Here is a 16,862-nt window from a genome sequence, read left to right as displayed (position 1 = left end):
ATATCACCTTTCTTTCTTAGCTTCAGTTAATTGTATATATCCTGGACGAGCCCATTTCCGCTCCACTTCAACACCATTTTGTGGGTGACGCTCTTTATTACGATGGTTCGACTTAGGCAACGGGTTTTCGCCTTCTTTTCGAAGTACTTCCATTCGTACCATCGTCTGTTTATACGCTGGTGTATTCGTGCGCTGATCGACTGCAGGACCGGTTAGGAAATTAATGGCTGATTCTTTTTCAACTGAGTTCATCGGCAAGAACAATTCATTTTTCTTTACACGGTCCGTTACGAGTGCTGGTAATTTTAAAGCGCCATATGGCGAAATCAAGCGTACAAGGGAACCGCTTAACACACCACGCTCTTTCGCAAGTTCCGGTGAAACTTCAACGAAAACCTCCGGCACTTTCTTCTGAATTCCATCCGATTTATTCGTCATATTGCCTTCGTGGAAATGTTCTAGCAAACGCCCGTTATTGATGTGGAGATCATATTCTAAGGGAAACTCTACAGGTTCCACCCAGTCAGACAGAGCAAAACGAGCCTTTTTATCAGGGAAATTAAATCCGTTCACGTACAACAGCGGTGTACTTTCACCATCCAAACTGCCCCATAAGAAGCTGTCCCAATCTTCCATTACGCTATAATCAGCTTGACTAAATAACGGTGAAAGGCTAGCCATTTCCGCAAAAATCTCACTCGGATGACTGTAGTTCCATTCTGCACCGAGACGGTTAGCGATTTCCTGTACAATCCACCAGTCCGCCCGTGCGTCTCCCAATTCCGGAAGTGCTTTGTATAAACGCTGCACACGTCTTTCCGTATTTGTAAATGTTCCGTCTTTTTCAAGTGATGGAACCGCCGGTAAAATGACATCTGCATATTGCGCAGTCCTTGAGAAGAAAATATCCTGCACAACGAGAAAGTCGAGCTTAGACAAGACATCGTGTACATAGTTCGCATTAGAATCGACGAGCGCCATATCTTCACCAACTATATACATGGCTTTCATGATTTCAGCATCGACGGAATGTAGCATCTGAATATTATCAAGTCCGGGCTTATCATGGATTTTCACGCCGTATGCCTTTTCGAACTTTTGACGTGCTTTATCATCAGTGACGTGTTGATAGCCTGGTAGCCATCCTGGTAGCGATCCCATATCACATGCACCCTGTACGTTATTATGTCCACGTAGCGGATAAGCCCCAGCACCAGGACGTCGATAATTACCTGTCGCAAGTAACAAATTGGAGATTGCGGCGGAAGTATCCGATCCACCAGTATTTTGTGTGACACCCATTCCCCAAAGAATACAAGTACCGTCTGCATCACGAATCATTTCCGCTGTCTTGATTAGCATATCCCTTGATACACCACATACTGTTTCAGCATAGTCGAGTGTATATTTCTCAAGAACTTCTTTGAATTCACCCAAGTAATGGACATTTTCATCAATAAACGACTGATCATGCCATCCTTTATCAATCATGTACTTTGTCACTGCCATGAGCCATACTTGATCAGTTCCCTGCTTCGGACTTATAAAGATATCAGAGCGGTCAGCCATTTCATTTTTTCGCAAATCGGCGACAATCAATTTTTGTCCGTGCAGCTTATGTGCACGCTTCACACGAGTGGCCAGAACTGGATGTCCTTCAGCTGGGTTAGCCCCGACAATAATGACAAGACCAGCCTTCGCTATGTCTTTAATAGTTCCAGCGTCTCCGCCCATCCCTACTGTACGGAATAGACCGTCTGTCGCTGGTGATTGACAATAGCGTGAGCAGTTATCAACGTTATTTGTTTCAAATACTTGACGTGCTAATTTTTGAATCACATAGTTTTCCTCATTTGTAATCTTCGAAGATGAAATGATGCCAACAGCTTCTTTTCCATACTCTTTTTTTATTGTACCTAGTTTCAAAGCAACAAGGTCAAGCGCTTCTTCCCACGTAGCTTCAACAAAAGAATCGCCTTTTCGGATAAGTGGTGTCGTAATTCGTTCCTCGCTGTTGACGAAATCCCACCCGAATTTCCCTTTTATACATGTCGAAATCGCGTTGACTGGGGCATCTGAAACGGGCTGGATTTTCAAAATTTTTCTATCTTTCGTCCACACTTCAAATGAGCACCCAACACCGCAGAATGTACATACTGTTTTCGTTTTCTTCGTCCTCGTATCGCGCATCGCCGATTCAACATCTGATACGGCCATAATGCCGCTATACCCGGGCTCAACATCTTTGACAAGTTCAATCATCGGCGTCAGGATTTCCTCTTTTAGCCCGGTCATGAATCCGGCTTCACCAAGCATTGATTTTTCCATTAGTGCATTGCATGGGCATACGGTAACACAGTGGCCGCAGCCTACACAAGATGAGTCATTAATTTTCGCGCCCCCATCCCACAGAACAATTGGACGGTCCCTCTCCCAATCAATCGATAAGGTTTCATTTACCTGTAAATTTTGGCATACTTCAACACACTGGCCGCAAGCAATGCACTGATTTGGGTCGTAACGGTAAAATGGGTGTGTAAAATCAACACTTTCCTGTGTGCATTTTGGTTCATATGGATATTTTTGATGTTCGATTTCCATCATATCCACCGTATTATGTATTTTACAGTTGCCATTATTGTTGTCACACACTGTACAATACAAAAGGTGATTTTCTAGAATTCGATCCATTGCCTCCGTCTGCGCTTCTTTAGCACGAGTTGAAGCCAGCTCTACGCTCATTCCAGAGACAGCTTTTGTTGAACAAGCACGCATTAGACGGCCATCTACTTCCAAGATACACGTATCACATGTCTCAATTGGGTCCACTTCAGGTAAGTAACATATTTGCGGATGATCAATTTGATACTGATTGATCACCTCAAGGATCGTCTTGCCTTCCACGAAGTCATAATTGGAACCGTTAATCTTGATTGGCATGTATGCGCCTCCTTTTTTATAAATAAAAAACCACCATGAAAAAATACACCGACTTGACAAGTGCACTTTCATAGTGGAATAGTCTTCTAACAGGACATGTTAAACTACCAATCCATATTTCTATTTAACGTTCGATAATGCCACAGCAGTTCATACTGTAACACCTCTTAGACACTAGTATATTTTAAGTTGAAAGAATAAACAATCTATTTTTCAGCTTTTGAACTATTTTCTTTTACCACGGAGGAGGAATAAATACATGTTAAAAAGAATACATGATTTTAATGATATTATCAGAAAGCTACGCAAAGACTTATTCGGGAAGGGACCTGAAAGAATCCACACGGTTTTTGTTGATAATATGATTATTTCAACACTCTACGGGAACTTGACTCCAACTGAAAAATTTATTGCCAGTACACCAGAAGGAAAAGAAATGATCCATGCTGCAAGAACTAGAATGATTCAAGATGTCTATCAAAAAGCACCACCCGATGGCATGGAAGAACTCGTCGGGGCTAAATTTGTCCACCTTTTCTCGGACATCAAATTGGAAGAGGACATTGCAATTTCCGTATTTCTTTTCGACCGGCAAATTGAACACAAGGGGGGAAAGTAGATGGAACAAGATAAGAAACGGACTGTTTTTCGATACTCAAACGGATATTTCTCGAAAAAGGAAGACCAAATTGTAGTCGAACACCCCGTCACTATCAAAATCAATGACCAAGAATTTGCAACAATCGTTTGCTCGCCTGAGTACATCGAAGACATGGCGGTCGGTTTTTTGGCATCTGAAGGTGTCATCCCAAAGTATGAAGATATCAAAGACATTTCTCTACAGGAAGAATTGGGTATTGTCCATATCAAAACGGACAAGATGTATCCTTTTTACGAAAAATTGCTGAACAAACGCTACATCACCTCCTGTTGCGGCATGAGCCGACAAGGTTTTGTGTTTGCTAACGATGCATTAACAGTGAAAAGAATGACAGGAACCCATGTAACGCTTACCCCGGAAGATTGCTTTTTTCTGATGGAGCAAATGGATCAATCAGCAGACATGTTTCATAAAACTGGAGGTGTCCATAATGCAGCACTCTGTGATCCTACTGGCATTGTGCTGTCAAGGATGGATATTGGCAGACATAATGCTTTAGATAAAATTTACGGTCATTGTTTAAGAAATACTATTTCAGTAAAAGACAAAATAATTGTGTTTAGTGGCCGTATCTCATCGGAGATTTTATTGAAAGTGGCAAAAATCGGCTGTGAAATTGTACTTTCAAAATCAGCCCCTACTGAATTGGCATTGACACTCGCAGAAGAACTCGGAATTACTACAGTCGGATTTATACGGCAAAATTCATTCAATCTGTACACTCACCCGGATCGGATCATTATCGAAGAAAACAACAATATTTTTCAACACTAAAAAAACATTCGTGACAAAATTGGCAATGAATGCTAAGATGACTGAAATGTCTAACATTAACACATTATACATCTTTCATGTAAATAAAAGGCTATTTAAATATAGGGGCTCAGCTGCTCGAAATTACCTTTGGGGATTACAGGTTTATATCTGTTTAATTTCATATTTTCATAAAGGGGGAAAAGGTTTGAAGGGGAATAAAACGAAGAACAGGTGGTTGATTGCCGCATCCGCAGTTGGTATTCATATTTCTATCGGCTCAGTATATGCTTGGAGCAATTTTACAAATCCATTAATCGATCAGTTTGGTTGGTCCACAAGTCAAGTACAACTCACATTCAGTATCGCCATTCTATTTTTGGGGCTGTCTGCAGCATTTCTTGGTCACTTCGTGGAGAAATATGGGCCAAGGAAAGCGGGAATCATGGCAGCTATTTGTTTTGGCTCGGGTGTAATTGGTTCCGGGTTTGCTGTAAGCGCTTCCTCGCTTCCATTACTATATTTATTTTATGGGGTACTGGGTGGGATTGGGCTTGGCGTTGGTTACATTGCGCCAGTTTCCACTCTTGTAAAATGGTTCCCTGACCGCCGTGGACTTGCGACCGGTCTTGCCATTATGGGATTCGGTTTTGCTGCAGCTATTAGTAGCCCAATTATGGAAGCGCTTATTACTTCTGTTGGGCTAAAAAACACATTCTTTATTTTGGGTGTTTCTTACTTTTTAGTTATGATTTTATCCTCTTTATATCTTGAAAAGCCTGAAGAAGGCTGGGCACCCGCTGGATTTATTGAAAAAGTTAAAGCAGGAAAAATCGAACAAAAGAGAGACTTGGCACAATTGACAGCGAATGAAGCAGTGAAAACCAAACGTTTTTACTATTTATGGCTAATGCTCTTTATTAATGTCACATGTGGCATTGGTATATTATCAGCCGCAAAACCACTCGCAATTGACAGTATCGGTATGACAACTATACAGGCTGCAGCACTCGTCGGGGTCCTCGGTATCTTTAATGGAGCCGGCAGACTTGGCTGGGCGGCTACTTCTGATTATATAGGTAGACAAAACACATATACCACATTTTTTGTAATCCAAATCTTTTTGTTTGCACTATTGCCTTTCACAACAAATGCACTGCTATTTCAAATTATGCTCGCAGTCATTTACACATGCTATGGCGGTGGTTTCGCATCCATTCCCGCATACATTGCCGACATTTTCGGAACGAAACAGCTTGGTGCAATCCACGGTTATATACTAACTGCTTGGTCGGCAGCTGGTCTTGCTGGGCCTATGTTCGCTGCATGGATGAAAGATATGACGGGTAGTTACGAAAGCAGCTTGCTCTATTTCGCTGGTTTGTTTGTAGTTGCATTCGTTATTTCCATATTAATCAGAGTTGATATTAGAAAAGTTCAAGTGGAAGGCGAAAAACCCGCACTTAAGCCCTTAGAAAAAGTTGTAAGTGGATGATTATCACTGCCGCAAGTAATCTCGAAAACATGGATAGCCATCTCAAATTCTAAATGCTTAAGCAGCTAATCCATCTCTACCTGACAAAACAAGATCGATTTTAACTTCATTTTTTCTTATATAAAAAGAAGCTCATCTGCATGCAAATGAGCTTCTTTTTATATAGATGACAACTCCTTATACTTTCAGCCATCATTCAATTATGTCATTACTGTAATTTAATTTCCCTTAAGTTTTTGATATCCCTCTTCAATCGCTGTAAATAGAGCTGTTCCAGCCTTCAAACCAGTAAATGTTTCAATTGCATGACGAACACCTTGCCGCTGAATTGTTTCTTGAATGAGCTTTGCTTCGGGATCTTCCAAATAATCATAACGCAATGCTGCTGCAATTCCCATCGCCAAGAAAGTCGGTGTCTCGTCAAACAACTCCACGTATTGAGTTGCTGGGCCGACCAGCCTATCATTGAATTTGAGTTTACGTAAAGGTGAACGACCCACTCGTGTTACATCATCAGATATAAAGGGATTTGCAAAACGCCCCATAATTTTTTGTATATAATCGCCATGCTCTTGCTCATTAAATTGATATTTAGCAATGAGTAATTTACCGGTTTCTTGCAAGACATTCTCAGTCATAGTTTTGATTTCTTCACTCGCAAGTGCTTCGTCCATTCTCCTGATACCTGCCAAATAACCAAAGTAAGCAACGGCAGCATGGCCTGTATTTACCGTATATAATTTCCTTTCAATATATGGTTCCAAATCTTTAACGAACGTAATCCCTTTAACAGGCGGATTTTCACCAATGATCTCCGATTCATCAACTACCCATTCATAAAATGGCTCCACTTGAACCGCTGTCTTGTCTTCATTTATCTGGTTCGGGACAATCCGATCTACCGCTGCATTCGGAAAGCTAAAACAGTGATCGAATTGGGATTTTTCGTCTTCAGTTAACTTTTCATATACTTTTTCTTTAAGAAAAGCACTTCCACCAATCATATTTTCACAAGCGATGATTGTTAACGGTTGTCCCGTTTGAATGAGACGCTCCTTAAGTCCATCAGCAAGTAATCCCGCGATAAAGGGCAATACATTCGGCCCAACCGCCGCTGTTACAAGATCGGCTTTGGCAATTGTTTCGATTACTAATTCCGGATCCGTCGCACTATTAATAGCGCGAACATTTTTCACAAGTAGTCCTTCGTGAGCTTCATTTGCAAGTTCAACACGGTATTGTTTTTTTTCGTTTATCAAATTAACAAGCTCGCTGTTCACATCTACAAAGCATGTTTCAAATCCGGATTGATACAATAAGTTTCCAATGAAACCTCTTCCTATATTTCCAGCGCCAAAATGAACAGCGATCATGTTAGTTCACTCCTTCAAAGAAGGATAAGACTTCATCTTTAGATGATGCATACACAATTGCTTCTACATTTTCTTCATCAGAAACTACGATTGCAATATTCGACAGGATTTCTAAATGCTCATCCCCTTTTCCAGCAATCCCAAAGATCAATTTCACGATATTCCCATCTCCGAAATCCACACCCCCAGGCACTTGAATAATCGCAATACCTGACTCCTTCACTTCTTGTTTTGCATCGTCTGTACCATGTGGAATGGCTACAAAATTGCCCATGTACGTAGATGTCATTTCTTCACGTTGAAGCATTTTTTCTATATAACTTGACTGAACATAGCCTCTGTCAAAAAGGATTTTCCCTGTTAAGCGGATTGCTTCTTCTTTTGTTGCCAGTACTTGATTCAACACAATGTTTTCGATTGATAAAATTGGTAATGTCATTATAAAAACTCCTCTAGTCAATTTATTTTTTCATCTATGAACTGCACAAATTTCTGTGCCAAATAAGAATGGATAAGCGTCCCCTGATTGGATTCAAACAATTCGACACTTTTTTCGTTTTCAATAATTAGTGCACTAATGAAACTCAGTACTTCTAAACCCTGTTTATGGTATTGATGGGGTGCTAACAACAGTAATAAATGCTTGACTTCGCTATCATTTCCGTCCATTGCTGTCATAACGATTGGGTCTTTGAGTGTTTGAATCGTAAACGAAGGCTTTAGAACTTGTTCATGACGGGTGTGAAATAAAGCGAGCTTTGTTTCAGGTATTCCTATCCCACCAAGAGCTTCTCTTGCAAATAGAGCATTTGCTACAATTTCATCATCTTTTATAATTTTTTGCATTTCCAATTGATGGCATGCTACCCGTATACACTTTTTTATCGACATATATTCATTTTGTGATGAATGCTGAAAACCCGATAATAACTCGGCTACAGTTTCCGTGTATAATTGGATATTTTTCATTCTGTTAATTATTTCATCAACGCTTGAACGAACACGATTTAACAAGGCAACCGGTTTTTTTATAAGCATCTGCCTTCTTGCATACAGCTGAACTTGCTTAATTTCTTCTTGTGTCATAAAAGGACTGACGATCATATATTCCTTAGTAAAATCTTGTAAGTAAATAGTGGAAATAATTAAGTCTCTATCTGAGATTTGAAGTTCATTCAATTCAAATAGAGATACATTCACTACTTCTGCAATTTCTGGTATTTCCCGTTGAAGTCGCGATACAAGCATTTTCGAAGTTCCAATGCCACTAGAACAAACAATATAGGCTTTTAAGTCCTTTTCGCCCCTCAAGCCAAGTAAAACAGATCCGAAGTGCATAACTAAGTAACCTATCTCTTCATCGGGAACTCGTAATTCTGGAAATACTTCTCCTACTGCATCCTTAACTAGTTGAAACAGTTCTTCATAGTCTTTACGAATATTTTTCAACAATGGATTGGTGATACCCATATTCTGTCGAATTCGATAAATCGCAGGCTTCAAATGTGTAACAAGACCTTCTAGAAGGGGCGCGTTATCCTTCAAATCTTCACCCGTAGCATCTTCCATGTACTGAATCAGTTTCTTCGCTTGCATGAACGTTTCCAAATTGGAAGCTTCAAGTAATTGTCCTTCATTATGACGAAGCTTAGCTCCTTGAAGATGCATCGTAATATATCCAATCTCAGCATTAGGGATATCAATCTGGAAACGGGTCGCTAATTTAGTGATAATTTCGTGTGCAATATGGTATTCCGGTTCCTTTGTTAACTGCTCCAAATATATCGTATCCATCTGAATGTTTTCACCTAACATAATACGTTCAATTGCCAAAGTTAAATGAACGATGAGTCCGACATAAGCATTGTCCGTAATTGGAAATGGTAGTACTCGATTTAATTGTTGCATGACATCTTCAATAACAAGTAATTTTTTCCTATCAACAAGATGTAATAACCGTTTGGATATAGAACTTTCGTGATTCCCAGACTTCTTCTGGATACGTTCTTTAATAAATGAAAACAACTCGTCTTCTTTTAAAGTCTTGGCAATCACGTAGCTCATTGCTCTTCGTTTTGCTTTTTCGGATCCGCTTATTTTAATTCCATACCCTCTTTTTTTCACTATTAAAAGTTGAAAGGGTTTTAATTGTTCCTCTAGCTTTAGTAAATCTGAACTAATCGTTGCAATCGCTACTCCTAGTTCATTTGCGAGCGCAAACAGCTTCACAGGTTCTGTTGATTCATATAATGTGCAAAGAATCATTGTTTGCCTTTCGTCCAATGTATACTCGCGAGAGGAGAAAGTGTTTAGCTTTTGTTTTAATATTTCCTTATTTGTTTCTTCCCCTAGAATCTGAATGCCAACCCCAGTTTTCCTTATAAGTTCAAGGTTGTATGGATGCAATAACTTTTCTATCGTATTCAAATCGCGGTGAATGGTCCGAGGGCTGACTGCTATTTTCTCCGATAACTCTTTAATTGTTACTTCTTCACTTCTGTTGATCAATTCATCCAAGATAACTTTTTCCCGAGCTGAAATATCCACGTTAAACACCCCACTGAAATGCTCTATAATCATTGGTAAAACTCAGCCTAATTTCTTTCGAATTAGGCTGAGTTTAAGTGTACACTCATTACTTTTTCAGTTTTTCAAGAAGTTCATCGTATCTCGGACTATTTAAAAAGTTTTCGACAGAAATATGATATGCGTTTGGTGATTTTGCTTTCGCACGCTCAGTTAGATCTTTATGAGTGATTACTACTTCCGCATCGGGCGGTAAGTTACTGATAGCCATATTCGAAACCGCAACATCAATATCAGCTTTTTTCACTTTATTCCTCAAAATTGAGGCACCCATTGCGCTGGAACCCATGCCTGCATCACATGCAAAAATAATACTTTCGACATTTGCAAATGACACTTCTTGAACAGCTTCTTCAGCAATCGATTGTTGCATAAAGTCTGCTGCACGGCTCTCTTTACCTTTTAACGCAGACGTTTTTTCCGTAGCTTTTAACAAGTCATCCTCTTCAGTTTCCTTGCCTGTTTTTAAGATGATCGATGCTACAATGAATGACACAACTGTTGCAAAGAGCACGCCCGCGATAACAGCTACAAAGCCACCTTTTGGCGTCATGGCAAGGATGGCAAAAATACTACCTGGCGATGCCGTGGCAACCAAGCCGCCTCCCAATAATTGAAATGTAAATACGCCCGTAGCGCCTCCTGCAATGGCAGCAACCAATAGCAATGGTCTCATTAAAATGTAAGGGAAATAAATTTCATGAATCCCCCCGAGGAAATGAATGATCCCTGCCCCTGATGCCGTTTGCTTCGCCATCCCTTTACCAAAAATCATATACGCAAGTAATATCCCGAGACCGGGTCCTGGATTGGCCTCTAATAGAAAGAGAATCGATTTACCTGTTTGTGTAGCTTGCTCAAGCCCAATCGGACTTAACACACCATGGTTAATAGCATTATTTAAAAACAACACTTTTGCTGGCTCTATCAATATGCTAGCAATTGGCAATAAATTCGCATCGACAATCGCTTGCACACCTGCTCCAAGAGCTTTATTCAACGCCTCTACAACTGGGCCAATTCCTTTAAAAGCAACTAAAGCTAAAATGAAGCCAATAATACCTGATGAAAAGTTATTGACAAGCATTTCAAAACCTGATTTTATTTTCCCTTCAACTAATTTATCAAATTGTTTAATGGACCATCCACCTAAAGGTCCTACAATCATTGCACCGAGGAACATTGGAGCATCTGGTGCTCCAACAATAACCCCCATTGTGACAATTGCCCCAACGACTCCCCCACGAATATCATGGACAAGACGGCCACCTGTAAAACCGATTAAAATTGGTAATAAGTAATAAATCATAGGATCTACCAATTCACTAAAGCTTGCGTTCGGAATCCAACCCGTCGGAATAAATAATGCTGTAATAATCCCCCAAGCAATAAATGCACCGATATTCGGCATGATCATCCCACTTAAAAAACTTCCAAAACGTTGGACTTTCATTTTGAATCCTGAATTTGTTTGCTGTTCATTTTCCATAAACATACACTCCCTTCCTTTTTTATAAAGCGACAACTGTTTGATTACTACCAATAATAAAGCGTTTACATTCGTTAAGCAATTGAATGTAAACGCTATTTTGTCACTTCTATTGTTGCCATGTGTGTGCTTGATGGAACTAAGTATACACATAGCTCTTCTTTATTGTCAGAATTAACAGTTCTCGAACTAGTTAATGGTCAACGCATATCTATCTGCTGATAAATCGTAATTAATTCTCCGGATATTGTGTTTGCAAAAACGTAACCGATTGAGTAATTAACTCTTTTAATACGTTCGTATCGATATCATCGACTTTATTAATGTACACACATGCTTTGCCAGAAGTGTGTTTTCCAAATGTCGCGAACAATGCATCACGTTCGCTATCTCCGGGTGCAAAATACAAACTAGTTTTTGCTTTTCGCGGAGAGAAAGCTGCCAAAGGTGCGTCACCTTCGTGGCCCGTTTTGTATACATAATGATACGATCCAAAACCAATAATGCTTGGTCCCCACATTTTTGCTTCAAAGCCAGTCGTCTCTTTAAATATATCAAGTAGCGTGTAAGCATCTGCACGTTTTTTCGGATTTTCTACATTCTCAATAAATTCAATAACATCATTGTCTGTTGCCTTCATTTTTTGTTCGTACATATTTTATTCCCCCTCTCTTCTATCACCCTACGAACTCGTCTAGACATTTTTTACATATGCATGATTTTCTCAATTGATCGTAAGGTACTAGGTCGAAAATTGCTTTCGGAAAGAACTCTCCACTACACCAACATATACCTAGAGATTTCTCTGTGGAATTACAGCAATTATTATTGCCTTTACAAATAGGACATTGGTAACTTTCTGCTGTATCGAATGCTTGGACCATCGTTTTGCCTCCCTTATTTATACAGATTATTTCAGAGCTCATTATACATATCTCACACATTTAAACGGTCATAGGACTAAACGATTAGTATTGCTTACACATCAGAAGAAATTTTTGATTAATTAATATGAAGATATACGAGCAGTTGATTTCATTTCACTGTTCCTTAAATAATTTAAGTGATGAATTTCTACTCTATAAATTAAACTTTTTATATGTTTCTGTAAAAAAGGTTTAACTTTTCCGTTGTAATCCTCAAGTGATTTGCATACATAGTCTTCGTCCATAGAAACAGTAAAACTACATGTGATCACTACAGATTGTTCTTCCTCAGTAGTTGAATACCGCTCGGTTATTTCAATAATTTTCATACTTACAAATTTGTTTTTCATATATGTTTTTGTTTTTGGTAATTTACTGTTGGACAGAAAAGATACAATTCCTTTTACATAAATCATTCTATTTACCTCCTAATTAAGCTGGGAAAATAGATTTCTATATAGCTAGTGAAATCCTTAATATATTGATTCAGATATTGGTAAGATACACGCCATACTCCCCCTGCTTATGCAAATGCTTTGCATGTATTGTATCACAATAAGAACATCGGTTTCATTATTTTTCGTCGCTTAATTCATGCTAACAACAAGGGAACTTGGTTCTCTAAGTCAAAATTTAACTTTGCAACATAATTGAGCAAAGCATCGTCCAATTAGAAAGAACTACAAGAAACGAGTGGATGATATGAAAAAGAAAATAGTCATAGCTGGCGGAACGGGTTTTATAGGTCAATACTTTGAAGAGAAGTTTACGAATTTAGGCTATGAAGTAATTATCATTTCAAGACAGCCCCATCATCTTTTTTGGACGGATAGCGTAGGCATTGTAGATTCCTTAGAAGGTGCCGAGATGCTCATCAATCTTGCTGGGAAGTCCGTCAACTGTCGCTATAATGAGAAGAATAAAAAAGAAATCCTAGACTCCAGAACTGGGACCACAGAAATACTTGGAAATGCTCTGCTAGCCTGTAAAAATCCACCGCCATTATGGATCAATTCGAGCTCGGCTACGATTTATCGACATGCGGAGGATCGACCTATGACGGAGGCTAGTGGCGATATTGGAACCGGATTCTCCGTAGAAGTAGCACAAGCTTGGGAGAAATCCCTATTTGATTTTCAGCTATCCCAAACAAGGAAAGTCGCTTTAAGAATTGCTATTGTCCTCGGTGAGGATGGTGGAGTGATGGAGCCCTACCTCAACCTCGTCCGCTTTGGGCTCGGCGGAGTACAAGGAACAGGTAACCAAATGTTTAGTTGGATTCATATAGAAGATGTGTTTCGAATCATCCTATTTCTTCAAAGCAACGAACAATTGAATGGCATATTCAATTGTTCGGCTCCCCAGCCGATCACGAATCGAGTATTCATGACACAACTGCGAAAAACAATGAACCGAAAGATCGGATTACCCTCGCCAAAATGGATGCTCGAAATGGGAGCCATCTTTATGAACACTGAAACGGAATTGATTTTGAAAAGCCGTTGGGTTATTCCTGACCGATTAGAAAAGGAAGGTTTTCAGTTTACATTTGGTACAATCGGGGAGGCACTTCAACAAATACTAAAAAGTTCTAATAAGATACAATGATTAATATGGACATAAAAACGGTTCAAGGAATAATACCCCCTTGAACCGTTTTTCATCGTAAAGTATTGGGTTTCAATTCCACTGTACATATTCCTCAATTCATCTAAAAAGCTAGTCGCCTATCGTATTTCCGCTTCAACTCGTCAGTGACTGGGACAGCACCATTTTTACCACATGCTCGTTGATAATGTCCTATAATTTCACTCCGCTGTTGATAGGCTTTTCGACTATATATGTTGAACAAATGAATACGGCGTATACGCTTTACAAAGGCTTTTGGGTGGCCACTGAAAAGCCCCACTACATAGAGCAAATTAAAATTCCTGCCAATACCGCTTCGACGCTTTGTGGATGCCTCCCGCGATAAGCCAGAAAGACGCACCTTCGCTGGATGGACTATGTGAGAAAGAGCATTTCGTTACCGGAATGAGACCTGCAATCTCTAGTCCGTCCTTCTTGAATTAAATCACTATCAAAAAATAATCACATTATAATCTCGGCATATACACTCCGAATCATAACTCTCTTCAATAATGAACAACGCTAGCGTAGGCGCGGCAAAGGGGTAGCCGAAGCCGTGAGACTGGATGCGAAGCGCCAATCCAGGCTTAGGGCGAGAGGCGTCAAGCGTTCTACACACCCCGAATTACACCTCTCTCATTATTGAGCGCCACAGTAAATTCAATGGGATTCTTTAATTCAACATATTTAGTTGCAATTTGCATTTTTTTGAATGAAACTCTTCTCTACTCTCTTTTAAACTAGTATTTGCAACAATCTTGTTTGCGTTAGATTCTGTCACTTGACACCTATTTCACTTTATCGCCCTTTAGGTTTATTTATCATCTTTTTTATAATTCGAATCTGACCTCGATGATTTAGTTCGTCTTCAAATACATGAAACCATTTAAAATAATTGTTCGTGGGTAGTCCATCCCAAAATGACATTTGTTCAAATAACCATTCATCTTTCAATGTTTTAAACGTTTCAATTGTTTTGTTCCTTGTTTCAGCTAATTGTTCCAAATAGAAATCAATGCTATTTCCTTTAATTTGATCTCGCGCACTATTCCCTAAATCTAATCCTGGATTTAACGTACTACTATCATCATCTGTAATATCTCGATTTTCGAACGTGAAGATTTGGTATGCCTTTTCAACCGATATCATATGAGCAAGCAACATTCCGATTGAATTCGATTCTTCTCCATAAAGAAAATCCAATTCTTCAACTGTTAAACTTTCGATTTCACGAATCGTTGTAACTCTAGTATAATCCATCATAGAAACCAGTTTACTGAACTCTAGACTTAACCCCTCTTTTTGATCAATTAAAAATATCGTATTATTCTCCAAAAGTAGTTCACTCCCGAAAGTATTATTTAAATGACAACTGCCGAAACTAACTAGGAAATTGAATCGGTATATCAGCTTGAATGAGATTGAATCTCTACTGATACACTTTGCTTGGTGGTTAATTCCCTGCTACACTAACTATCTAATGAAGCAATTCGATAATGAATTGGACATCGTTACCATTTTCTTCTCTTCAATTATGATAGAAATAAAGAACTTAGGCTCGATGGATCTTTTTAGTCGCCAAGCCGAAAAATATTGTCCAATATTTCAGACATCATTATCTTAACATATATAGGAGATATAGTGATACATACCTTACCCTAGATCAGCATCTGCGACGATTGAACACTAGTCGTGATAAAGTATTAATTGAACGAATAGGGCTTTTCTCAGCTGTTATCCCACCTAGAATGTTCGTACTGTAATTTTTTAAATGGGGCTCATATCCCCCTTTGCAGCGAGATGAAAGATTTTATTAAGAAGAGGTGCAATAATGATGAATATATTTACACAACACAACCCGACGAAGTTATATTTTGGTAGGGGGCAAATTAGTCAATTATCAACAGAAGTTGCTCATAAGAAAGTCCTTCTAGTTTATGGTGGAGGCAGTATTAAGCAAAATGGTGTCTATGAAGATGTGATGAAAGAACTCACTAAAGCAGAAGCTACGGTATTTGAATTACCTGGTGTGGAACAAAATCCACGTTTAACAACGGTGCATAGAGGCGTTGAAATTTGCAAATCAGAGGAAATCGATATTCTTTTAGCCGTCGGTGGCGGAAGTGCAATTGATTGTACGAAAGCTATTGCTGTTGGAGCTAAGTATGATGGAGATGTTTGGGATTTAATTACCCGAAAAGCTCCGATAACATCAGCTCTCCCAATCGGAACTGTCCTTACATTAGCGGCAACTGGCTCTGAAATGAATCCGATATCTGTTATTTCAAACTGGGACACAAAGGATAAACTTGGTTGGGGTTCGCCACATGTATTCCCGCAGTTTTCAATCCTGGATCCGACTTATACGTACTCGGTGTCCCGTAAACAAACAGTATATGGAATTGTCGATAGTATGTCTCATGCTCTTGAAAGTTATTTCCATCGTACAAGAAACACGCCTATGATCGATGGATTCATTGAATCCCTACTCCGAACAGCGATTCGAACTGCACCAAAATTACTTGAAGACTTAACTTCTTATGAACATCGTGAGACGATGATGTATATTAGTACAACTGCATTTAATGAAACATTGTCGAATGGAACAGATGGCGGTGACTGGGGGTCTCATCGAATAGAACATGCACTTTCGGCTGTTTATGACATACCACACGGTGGAGGACTGGCCATATTGTTCCCAAACTGGTTAGAGCATGTACTTGAAGATGATCCATCCCGAGTAAAAATGTTGGCAATGAACGTTTTTGGTATTTCTGATAAAGGCAAGAGTGATATTGAAGTCGCAAAAGAAGGAGCGAAAGCGCTTCGTACATTCTGGGATTCTCTCGATGCTCCCAATCGTTTGAGCGACTATGGGATTGACGACAAAGATATTGAATTAATTATCGATAAAACTTTTATCAAACCTGGGGTTGGCCTTTACAAAGAATTAGATCGAGAAAGTGTCAGAGATATTTTAATTCGTTCCATGTAAGGTTGCAGGTCAATA

At 39.3% G+C, this 16,862-nt stretch carries 14 protein-coding genes; 5 read left to right on the top strand and 9 right to left on the bottom strand.

Annotated elements, in window-relative coordinates:
* Nucleotides 1-3: 3 nt before the first annotated feature.
* Nucleotides 4-2,940, bottom strand: coding sequence for a formate dehydrogenase subunit alpha (gene fdhF / locus MKY15_RS17725; protein ID WP_342538133.1), 2,937 nt, complete (start codon nucleotides 2,938-2,940; stop codon nucleotides 4-6).
* A 259-nt stretch (nucleotides 2,941-3,199) separates the two neighbouring features.
* Between fdhF and MKY15_RS17720 the strand changes: the two genes are divergently transcribed.
* From MKY15_RS17720 to MKY15_RS17710, 3 genes are all read left to right on the top strand, one after another.
* Nucleotides 3,200-3,559, top strand: a complete 360-nt coding sequence (locus tag MKY15_RS17720) for a DUF2294 domain-containing protein (RefSeq protein WP_067208827.1) — start codon at nucleotides 3,200-3,202, stop codon at nucleotides 3,557-3,559.
* Nucleotides 3,560-4,375 (top strand): formate dehydrogenase accessory sulfurtransferase FdhD, encoded by an 816-nt coding sequence (gene fdhD, locus MKY15_RS17715; protein ID WP_187047673.1) that lies wholly within the window; start codon nucleotides 3,560-3,562, stop codon nucleotides 4,373-4,375. It abuts the gene before it with no gap.
* A 187-nt stretch (nucleotides 4,376-4,562) separates the two neighbouring features.
* On the top strand, nucleotides 4,563-5,849 hold the full coding sequence (locus tag MKY15_RS17710) for an OFA family MFS transporter (protein WP_338652487.1): 1,287 nt from the start codon (nucleotides 4,563-4,565) through the stop codon (nucleotides 5,847-5,849).
* A 218-nt stretch (nucleotides 5,850-6,067) separates the two neighbouring features.
* On the opposite strand, the gene MKY15_RS17705 is transcribed toward MKY15_RS17710, so the two are convergent.
* The 7 genes from MKY15_RS17705 to MKY15_RS17675 all read right to left on the bottom strand — a co-directional run bounded on the left by MKY15_RS17705 (nucleotide 6,068) and on the right by MKY15_RS17675 (nucleotide 12,639).
* On the bottom strand, nucleotides 6,068-7,222 hold the full coding sequence (locus MKY15_RS17705) for a mannitol-1-phosphate 5-dehydrogenase (RefSeq protein WP_342538132.1): 1,155 nt from the start codon (nucleotides 7,220-7,222) through the stop codon (nucleotides 6,068-6,070).
* A gap of 1 nt (nucleotide 7,223) precedes the next feature.
* Complete coding sequence (locus MKY15_RS17700) at nucleotides 7,224-7,661, bottom strand: PTS sugar transporter subunit IIA (protein ID WP_067208818.1); 438 nt, start codon at nucleotides 7,659-7,661, stop codon at nucleotides 7,224-7,226.
* 17 nt (nucleotides 7,662-7,678) lie between these two features.
* Nucleotides 7,679-9,769, bottom strand: coding sequence for a PRD domain-containing protein (locus tag MKY15_RS17695; RefSeq protein ID WP_342538131.1), 2,091 nt, complete (start codon nucleotides 9,767-9,769; stop codon nucleotides 7,679-7,681).
* Nucleotides 9,770-9,857: 88 nt separating this feature from the next.
* Nucleotides 9,858-11,297: a PTS mannitol transporter subunit IICB gene (locus MKY15_RS17690; protein ID WP_067213927.1), complete on the bottom strand. Its 1,440-nt coding sequence runs from the start codon at nucleotides 11,295-11,297 to the stop codon at nucleotides 9,858-9,860.
* 232 nt (nucleotides 11,298-11,529) lie between these two features.
* Entirely contained in the window at nucleotides 11,530-11,952 is a 423-nt protein-coding gene (locus tag MKY15_RS17685; protein ID WP_342538130.1) for a DUF1801 domain-containing protein, read from the bottom strand.
* A gap of 22 nt (nucleotides 11,953-11,974) precedes the next feature.
* Entirely contained in the window at nucleotides 11,975-12,181 is a 207-nt protein-coding gene (locus tag MKY15_RS17680; protein WP_187047868.1) for a cysteine-rich CWC family protein, read from the bottom strand.
* Nucleotides 12,182-12,303: 122 nt separating this feature from the next.
* The gene (locus MKY15_RS17675) at nucleotides 12,304-12,639 is read right to left on the bottom strand and encodes a hypothetical protein (RefSeq protein ID WP_342538129.1); all 336 of its coding nucleotides are present in this window, start codon (nucleotides 12,637-12,639) and stop codon (nucleotides 12,304-12,306) included.
* A gap of 286 nt (nucleotides 12,640-12,925) precedes the next feature.
* Here MKY15_RS17675 and MKY15_RS17670 point away from each other — a divergent pair, with 286 nt between their 5' ends.
* Nucleotides 12,926-13,831, top strand: a complete 906-nt coding sequence (locus MKY15_RS17670; protein WP_338652497.1) for a TIGR01777 family oxidoreductase — start codon at nucleotides 12,926-12,928, stop codon at nucleotides 13,829-13,831.
* Between the two features lie 819 nt (nucleotides 13,832-14,650).
* Here the strand turns inward: MKY15_RS17670 and MKY15_RS17665 are convergent.
* The gene (locus MKY15_RS17665) at nucleotides 14,651-15,115 is read right to left on the bottom strand and encodes a DinB family protein (RefSeq protein WP_067213926.1); all 465 of its coding nucleotides are present in this window, start codon (nucleotides 15,113-15,115) and stop codon (nucleotides 14,651-14,653) included.
* A gap of 571 nt (nucleotides 15,116-15,686) precedes the next feature.
* On the opposite strand from MKY15_RS17665, the gene MKY15_RS17660 reads away from it, so the two are divergent.
* Nucleotides 15,687-16,847, top strand: coding sequence for an iron-containing alcohol dehydrogenase (locus tag MKY15_RS17660; RefSeq protein WP_342539781.1), 1,161 nt, complete (start codon nucleotides 15,687-15,689; stop codon nucleotides 16,845-16,847).
* Nucleotides 16,848-16,862 lie beyond the last annotated feature (15 nt).

Source organism: Sporosarcina sp. FSL K6-1540, from assembly GCF_038620285.1.
Classification (GTDB): Bacteria; Bacillota; Bacilli; order Bacillales_A; family Planococcaceae; genus Sporosarcina; species Sporosarcina psychrophila.
This window is presented reverse-complemented; position numbering and strand designations above follow the sequence as displayed.